Source organism: Nodosilinea sp. LEGE 07298, from assembly GCF_015207265.1.
Lineage (GTDB): Bacteria > Cyanobacteriota > Cyanobacteriia > Phormidesmidales > Phormidesmidaceae > Nodosilinea.
In genome coordinates this window covers 1-7,770 of record NZ_JADEXE010000306.1, presented here as the reverse complement: position 1 = coordinate 7,770, position 7,770 = coordinate 1, and the positions used below count along the sequence as shown (strand labels likewise).

At 58.2% G+C, this 7,770-nt stretch carries 9 protein-coding genes; 3 read left to right on the top strand and 6 right to left on the bottom strand.

All coding sequences use genetic code 11. The features are described from left to right. Window positions 1-734: MFS transporter (locus IQ273_RS27570; RefSeq protein ID WP_194026331.1), on the top strand; the 734-nt coding region annotated here is incomplete at its 5' end. Between the two features lie 71 nt (window positions 735-805). Here the strand turns inward: IQ273_RS27570 and IQ273_RS27565 are convergent. Further along, window positions 806-1,717, bottom strand: coding sequence for an ABC transporter ATP-binding protein (locus IQ273_RS27565; RefSeq protein WP_194026330.1), 912 nt, complete (start codon window positions 1,715-1,717; stop codon window positions 806-808). 105 nt (window positions 1,718-1,822) lie between these two features. On the opposite strand from IQ273_RS27565, the gene IQ273_RS27560 reads away from it, so the two are divergent. Beyond that, window positions 1,823-2,239, top strand: coding sequence for a nuclear transport factor 2 family protein (locus IQ273_RS27560; RefSeq protein ID WP_194026329.1), 417 nt, complete (start codon window positions 1,823-1,825; stop codon window positions 2,237-2,239). A gap of 251 nt (window positions 2,240-2,490) precedes the next feature. On the opposite strand, the gene IQ273_RS27555 is transcribed toward IQ273_RS27560, so the two are convergent. The 5 genes from IQ273_RS27555 to IQ273_RS27535 all read right to left on the bottom strand — a co-directional run bounded on the left by IQ273_RS27555 (window position 2,491) and on the right by IQ273_RS27535 (window position 7,363). After that, complete coding sequence (locus tag IQ273_RS27555; protein WP_194026328.1) at window positions 2,491-2,685, bottom strand: hypothetical protein; 195 nt, start codon at window positions 2,683-2,685, stop codon at window positions 2,491-2,493. Between the two features lie 276 nt (window positions 2,686-2,961). After that, on the bottom strand, window positions 2,962-3,759 hold the full coding sequence (locus IQ273_RS27550; protein ID WP_194026327.1) for an ABC transporter permease: 798 nt from the start codon (window positions 3,757-3,759) through the stop codon (window positions 2,962-2,964). Between the two features lie 115 nt (window positions 3,760-3,874). After that, window positions 3,875-4,771, bottom strand: coding sequence for an ABC transporter permease (locus tag IQ273_RS27545; RefSeq protein WP_194026326.1), 897 nt, complete (start codon window positions 4,769-4,771; stop codon window positions 3,875-3,877). A gap of 108 nt (window positions 4,772-4,879) precedes the next feature. Next, window positions 4,880-6,010: a spermidine/putrescine ABC transporter substrate-binding protein gene (locus tag IQ273_RS27540; protein ID WP_313898267.1), complete on the bottom strand. Its 1,131-nt coding sequence runs from the start codon at window positions 6,008-6,010 to the stop codon at window positions 4,880-4,882. A gap of 225 nt (window positions 6,011-6,235) precedes the next feature. Beyond that, window positions 6,236-7,363, bottom strand: a complete 1,128-nt coding sequence (locus IQ273_RS27535; protein WP_194026325.1) for an ABC transporter ATP-binding protein — start codon at window positions 7,361-7,363, stop codon at window positions 6,236-6,238. On the opposite strand from IQ273_RS27535, the gene IQ273_RS27530 reads away from it, so the two are divergent. Continuing rightward, window positions 7,355-7,513, top strand: a complete 159-nt coding sequence (locus tag IQ273_RS27530; protein ID WP_194026324.1) for a hypothetical protein — start codon at window positions 7,355-7,357, stop codon at window positions 7,511-7,513. The genes IQ273_RS27535 and IQ273_RS27530 overlap by 9 nt on opposite strands. Window positions 7,514-7,770 lie beyond the last annotated feature (257 nt).

The following is a 7,770-nucleotide window of genomic DNA, read 5'->3' as shown; positions in this document are numbered from 1 at the left end:
CGATGGGGCCACTGGCGGGCCAGTTTATTTTGGGCCTGGGGCCATTTGTGGCCTTTAGCCTGGGGTCGGTGGTGCTGCTGCTGGCCACCCTGGCGCTGCGGTGGGCAGGGCCTAAGGGTGTAGCAGATAGTGCGGCGGAAGCAGGCGCGATCGCAGTCCCCGCTTCGGTTCCCATTTCCTGGGCCAGCCTAGGGCTGGTCTTTGGCACGGGAATAGGCGTTGGCCTGGGCTTTCGGCTGGTAATGAGCGCCTTACCAGAGACGCTGGCCCAGCGGGTGCCCGATGCCAATATCGCTCTGGTGCTGGGTGCTTTGTTCATTGCCTTGGCCCTGACGGCCATTCCGGCTGGGCAGCTCGCCCGGCGCTTGGGCAATCGTCGGGCCATGGTGCTGGGGTTAAGCGCCATGGCCAGTCTGGCTATTTTAGTCGGAGTCATCTCCAGCACAGCGGTAGGGATGCTGCTGGCCGCTCTGTTTGGAGCTGCCCTGAGCCTGGTCTCCAATGGCACGCTGCCCTTTGCGCTCACCATGGTGCCACCCGCCCGCGCCGGGCTGGGCACGGGCACCTACTTTAGCGGCGGTGCCCTAGCGGCCAGTGTCGGGGGCGGCCTGTTTAGCAACAGCGGGCTAGCTCCAACCGTGATTACCCTGGTAGCCGCTCTGTCGTTTTTGCTGGCGGGGCTGTGTGTGGGGTACAGCGGGCGCATGAGTCGAGTGTCAGGTGCCAGATGTTAAGTTTAGGGTTCAAGATTCAAGACAAACCTTGAACCCTAAACCTTGAACCTCAAACCTCAAACCTTAAACCCTCAACCCCTCCGTAGTTCCTCCGGTTGCCGGGTCACTTCAAGGTAGACATGCTCTAGCCTGACCGGACTACGGGCGATCGAGTCGAGGGGAATGCCCTCAAAGCGATCGATCAGTTCCTTGAGGTCGAGCTGTTCGGGCACCCAAAAGGCCAGGTCGCCGCCGTAGGTGCGGTGGGGATAGCCGAGCTGGCGGGCGCGAGCGATCGCTCCCTTCGGATCCTTTGTCTCCACGGTGACAATCTCGCAGGCCGGAATGCGCGATCGCAGTTCCTCCAGCGTGCCCTCGGCCAGCAGCTTTCCCTGGCTTAAAATGCCAATCCGCTGGCACAGGCGCTCCACCTCATCGAGCAGGTGGGAGGTCAGCAGCACCGTCACCCCCATCGCCTTGAACTGGCGAATCAGCTGCCAGAGTTCCTGCCGCGCTTCAATATCGAGTCCAGTGGTCGGTTCGTCGAGAATCACTAGCTTGGGGCGATGCAGCATTGACGCCGCCATGCTTAGCCGCCGCTGCATACCGCCGCTGAGGCGCTCGACCGGGGTATGCTTTTGCTCCAGCAGGTTGACCGCCTCTAAGCACACCTCTACCCGCCGCAGGCAGTCCTGGCGAGAAAGCCCGTAGAGACGCCCAAAAAAGAACAGGTTGTCGCTACAGGTCAAACTGCCGTAGAGCAGGTTGCTCTGGGGCGTCACCCCCACCAGCGCTTTGGTCGACTCTCCGGCTGGGCGATCGCCGATGGTGACTGAGCCGCTGTCGGCCTTGAGCAAACCGCAAATAATGTTAATGGTGGTGGTCTTACCTGCCCCGTTGGGACCTAGCAGGCCGTAAATTTCCCCCGGCTGTAGGTCAAGGCTGAGATTTTGTAACACCGCCTTAGAACCGTAGCGCTTACAAAGATTTTCAAGCTTTAACATGCAGGTATGTGACTTTGGGGCCGAAGGTGGCTGCCTCCCCCTGCCGTTAGTTATGCTCATACAGGAGGCAGGGAAACGCCCCTGTATCTTATCAGTGAGGACCCTATGGCTGGCGATCGCGAATTGGTCTTGGCCACAAACAAGGCCTTCTACCGCTCCTTTGAGAAGAAGGATATAGAGGCGATGGAGGCGGTCTGGTCGAAGGGCATGGGCTGCCTCTGCATTCACCCTGGGCGCGATGCCCTCAAGGGCTGGCCCGATATCCGTGAGGCCTGGGAGCGCATTTTTAAAAACACCAGCTACCTCGAAATCGACACCGACATTCTCACCGTCGAGGTCAGCGGCGACCTGGCCTTCGTAGTGCTGATTGAAAACGTGCTGCAAATCAGCGGCGGCGATGCCGGAACCGATCGCTTCGCCAATCGCCGCCTGGAGGCTCGTTCTATGGCTACCAACGGGTTTGAGCGGATGGCCGGACAGTGGTATATGACCCACCACCACGGCAGCCCGGTGGTCGATTGATCGCCTAAATAAAATCCTTAGTCGATAGACAGGATGCGATCGCGGTCATATAGCCAGAATCACCTCGGTTAGGACATCAATCAATCCTGAAAACGTTCAAACGTTTGAACGCTCGTCTGACAGACGTCCTAATCCGATTGGCTACAGCTATAAATCAAAAAAGGTTCAAACAGTCACTGGCGGGGCTCCAAAGGATTACTTTGGAGCCTTTGCTATCGGGTGGGGCGTCGCTACTTTAGAGAAAACTACATTCAATCAATTATCCGCAGTCGGCCCTGGCGAATAGCATCGAACACGCGCTGGGCGGTAGCATGGTCTTGGTTACTGAGAGTAGGCTGGCTGAGCAGCACCTCCATCAGGTCTCGCTGTACCTGGCGGCTAATGCGGCGCTCGGCAAAGATTTGGTCAACAATGGCTTTGAGCGATTGGTTGGTAGAGTGAGACATGACGATGACCTGAACGATTTGAGGCTGTACTCAATATCGCCCGATCCGCCAAATTTAACCGTGATGCAACCTCTGGCAGGGCATGATCTTACCCTTGCCTGCCAGTGATCAACAGCAGACAAACATGTGGTTTAAATCACTGGAGACAATATCCGTCTAGAGCAGCCCGTAGCTCAATATCGGTCTAGCAGACAGCAGTATTTTTTTGAATTAGATGCCGGGTCTCCACCGTTTGTTCCGCCGCTATGGCTCTACCCCAGCAATGGGGGCAGACCACTAGGGTGTCTGCCGTCGGCGATCGCCCCAGTAGCGCACATACTCAGCCAGGCCCGCTAGCAGAGCCGATCCTAAAATAAGCACTACGCTGAGGGCGTTGATGTCGGGCTTAACCCCGGTGCGTACCCGGCTAAAAATCTCGATGGGCAAAGGGTTGGCCCCTCCCCCAGCCGTAAAACTAGAGATCAGCAGATCATCCATGCTGAGCACAAAGGCCAGCAGACAGCCCGCTAAAATACCCGGTGCCAACTGGGGAATGAGTACCTTGAGCAGCGCCTGGGTCGGGGTTGCCCCCAGGTCGAGGGCGGCTTCTTCGAGGTTGGGGTCGAGGCGCTGGAGCCGACTGGCCACCACCACCGCAATGTAGGCTAGGCAAAACACCATATGAGCCGCAATAATAGTGCCCAGGCTCAGCGGTATGGCCACCGAGACTAGAAACACCAGGGTAGCCACCGCGATCGCAATGTCAGGCACAATCAGCGGCAAATACGACACCCCTCGGTACAGCCCCTTGCCCCGAAACCGGTGGCGGGCCAAACCAATCGCCATCAGGGTGCCCAACACCGCCGAAATCGCCACCGCTACGATCGCAATGGTGAGGCTATCTTGCAGGGCCGACAGCAGGCGGCGATCGCTAAACAGAGCCCGATACCAGCGCAGGCTAAACCCTTCCCAGCTAGCGCTGTAGCGCGAATCGTTAAAGCTGTACACCCCCAGCACAATGATGGGGAAGTACATGAAAGCGTACATCAGGGCAGTGAAGAAGCTGGGCCAGGTGATGGAGCGCGGGGCGGGCATAGTTAGGTGAGAGCCGGGGCAGGATGGAAGATCAGGGAATGAGGCGGAAGATGTGGAGAATGAGGGCTTGCGTAGAGCGCATCCGCGCAGCGATGCACCATTCCGTTAGGCTCCCTTAGGTCTCGGAGACAGAGCTTTTGTCGCCATAGCGCAGGAGTAGGGCGATCGCCAGACTGACGGCTAAAATTAGCACCATGCTAAGGGCCGAGCCAAAGCCCCAAGCGCGGGTAGGGCCAAGAAACTGGTTGTAGATCAGCCGCGAAATATTCATTGACGAAGCTCCACCCAGCAGGGTAGGCACCACAAAGTCGCCCAGGGTGCTAATAAACACCAGCAGGCACCCGGCGGCAATGCCGGGCAGGGTTTGAGGCACGGTGACCTGCCAAAAGCCTTGGGACGGGGTTGCCCCCAAATCGGCGGCGGCCTCTAGCAGGCGGGTGTCGAGTTTTTCGAGCGAGGCATACAGAATGAGCACCATATAGGGCAAAAAGCTGTAGGTAAGGCCAATAAACACCGCTGTGGGCGTATTCAGCCAGTTTTGGGCCGGTAGCCCTAGGGTCGTAAGCATGGTATTCAGCACGCCGCTGGGGCGCAAAATTGCTGCCCAGGCATAGGCCCGCAGCAGCGACGAGGTCCACAGCGGCAAAATGAACCCCACCAGCAGCAGGTTGCGCCAGCGCTGAGGCGACATCAGCGCCAGCCAGTAGGCCACCGGAAACCCCATCAGCAGACACAGCACCGTTGAGCCCACCGCAAAGGCCAGCGATCGCCCAATTACCCGCAAATACACCGGCTGCAAAATTTGCAGGTAGTTGCCCAACCCATAGCCGCCGCTAGGCTGGCCCAAGCGCAGCCCCGGCACTAAACTGATTTCCAAAATGAGCAGGGTAGGCAGTACCAGCAGCAGCAGCAGCCACACCCCCGCTGGCCCCAGCAGCACAACCGGCCCTAGCCAGCGCCGGGTAGCGAAGCGATCGGCCCAGGGGCGCGGTGGAGATGGGGCAGGGGTCATGGCGAGTAGATGAGTGGGCGAGTGGGCGAGTGGATGGGGAGGGAGAGGATAGATGAGTCGCGGGCTGCTTCACCCATCCACCCATCCACTCATCCACCCATCCACCCATTAAGCGCTGGTAACTTTAGTCCACAGCTGGTCAAACAGGTCGGTGCTGGCGGTGTCTACCGCAACAATGCCTTCGCTGTTGGCCAATACGGCTTCGGAGGGGTAGAGGTCTTCGTTGTTCTGAATGTCAGCCGGTAGTTGGTCAAAGGCGGCCTGGTTAGCGGTGGCAAAAAACAGGCGTTCGACGGCGGCGCTGGCTATTTCGGGGTCAAGCATGAAGTTGATCCACTGGTAAGCAGCGTCTACGTTGGGGGCAGTGGCGGGAATGGCCAGGGTGTCGGTCCACAGCGATGCCCCGCTGGCGGGAATGATGTACTCCATGCGGTCGTCTTCAAGGGTGAGCGCGATCGCATCGCTAGAGTAGGCCATCGACACGCTCAAATCACCGCCCAGCAGCTCGTTCTCAAAGCCGGTAGTCTTGAAGGCGGCAATGTGGGGTCTAAGCTCAAGCAGGCGGTTATAGGCCGCCTGGATTTCTTCGGGGTCGCTGGAATTGTACGAGTAGCCGAGGGATTTGAGGGTGGCTCCTAGAGTTTCGCGCATATCGTCGAGCATCGTAATTCGGCGGGAAAGCTCGTCCTGGTTTTCCCACAAAAAGTCCCAGTCGGCGGGTGCGCCAGGGGTAGCTTCGCGGTTAAAGAGCAGGCCCGTGGTGCCCCAGCAAAAGGGCACGCTGTGGGCGTTGTTGGGGTCGTAGGCAGGGTTTTGCCACTGGGCCTTGAGGTTGTCTAGGCCAGTAATGCGGCTCTGATCTAGCTCAGTGAGCAGGTCCAGGTCGATCATTTCTGACACCATGTAGTCGGAAGGGTAGATGATGCTGTAGGCATCGCCACCACCGGCCTGCAGGCGGGTCAGCATGACTTCGTTAGAGTCAAAAATATCTACCACTACCGGGATGCCGGTAAGTTCGGTAAAAGCAGCGGCCAGACTGTCATCGGTATAGTTAGCCCAGGTGTAAATGTGCAGCGTGCCATCGCTACCACCACTACCGGCAGGCGGGCCAGCTAGGTTTTGGCGACAGTTGGCGGCGGCAAGACCCGCCACAACCGCCGCCGACCCCTGCAAAAACCGCCGCCGACCCAGGGCTGGACGGCGCGAGTAGGGGAACGTTAGGGTTTGCTTTGCAGGCACGGCATTCTCCAAAATAAAATCGCTAGTGGGGGCGGCTAATCGGATGGCTAACTAGGCAGGCAACCGTTGCATAGAGTAGAGAATAATCTCGGTCTTTAGTTTCCCAGTATATGAGGATGCGTCCTGAGAGGGATGTATTTGAGACGAGGTAATTAGTTCATGGCAAGACATTGCTCAGGGAGGCTATTGCTCTACATTTATCAGCCTGCTTCTATAAGGCCTTCACTAAGCAGCATTTAGCACTAAACAGTCATCGGCAGCCCAGTGAACGTAGACAGGGGTATCGACAGTGAAAGCCCCCCCCGATCGGTTGGGTTGGCGCACGGTTAAGGCTTCGCCTGAGCTGAGGTGTACCACGCAGTGCAGGTGAGTGCCCAGGTACATTAGGTGGCTGACCTGGCCCTGGTAGCAGTTGCCTCCGCTGACTGGAGCGCTGAGGCTGAGATTAATTTTTTCAGGCCGTACGCTCACTACGACAGATTGAACCATAGGGCTGGGAGACTGGGTAGATTGGGCCAGCACCCGTAGCCCGCTGGCGGTAGTGACCTGCACCTGGGCGGGGTAGGTCTGGTCTACACGCCCAGGTAGAAGGTTGGTCTCACCGATAAAGTCAGCGACAAAAGGCGTGCGGGGGCAATCATAGATATTGCTCGGAGTGCCGATTTGCTCAATTTGGCCATTGTTCATGACGGCGATGCGGTCAGACAGCGACAGGGCCTCTTCTTGATCGTGGGTGACCATCATAAAGGTAATGCCCAGCTGACGGTGTAAATTGGCCAGCTCTACCTGCATCTGCTTGCGCAGTTTTTGATCGAGGGCACCGAGGGGTTCGTCGAGCAGCATGACGGCAGGGCGGTTGACCAGGGCACGGGCCAGGGCAACGCGCTGCTGCTGCCCACCGGAGAGCTGGGCCGGGTAGCGGTTGGCCATGGCTTCCATTTGGACCAATCGCAGGGCTTCAGCAACGCGATCGCGCACCTGCGCCGTTCCTAACCGCCGAATTTTGAGGCCAAAGGCAATATTGTCTTTGACGGTCATATGGTCAAACAGGGCATAGCTCTGAAACACCGTATTGACCGGTCGACGGTGAGCAGGCACCCGGCCCACGCTGGCACCCTGAATTAGCACCTCTCCGGCGGTAGGGCTTTCAAAGCCCGCAATCATCCGCAGGATGGTCGTTTTGCCGCAGCCCGACGGGCCGAGAATGCTAAAAAACTCGCCCGGTTGCACGGCCAAATCGAGCTGCCGTACCGCTACGTCTGCCCCAAAGGTCTTGAATACCTGGCGCAACTCGACGTCGGGATGGGTTTCTGATGTTGCCGCTACTGCCGCCGACTGAACCGTTTGAGCCATGCCCTATCTCCCTGGGTTCACTCCAACTTTAGCGATCGCACCTGGGATATACAAGTCATTGTTGTTACAACCTTTGACCGGGTCAGACCTCTATCCCTGGGCGGTACTGCCTATACTTTACCCACCCCAGCGATCGCCGATGCATCCTGAGCCAAAAAAGCTGCTGTGCTAGCTCCAGCCGCTCCACTCAGACGATATGTTTTGGGCCACCTCAGACGATATCGGCAAGTCTGCAAAACGCTACTATGGCACCAGGTCTTGCTACAGAGTACAGAAGTGTTAGATATGGTCGCAAAATTTGCCCATCCGTTGCAGCAGCGTCATCGAGCCCTAGCGGGGTGGGTGCTGGCGGTGGTGGCAGGGGGCGCGATCGCCGGATGTCGTCCCAATACGCCCCCCACTGCAAC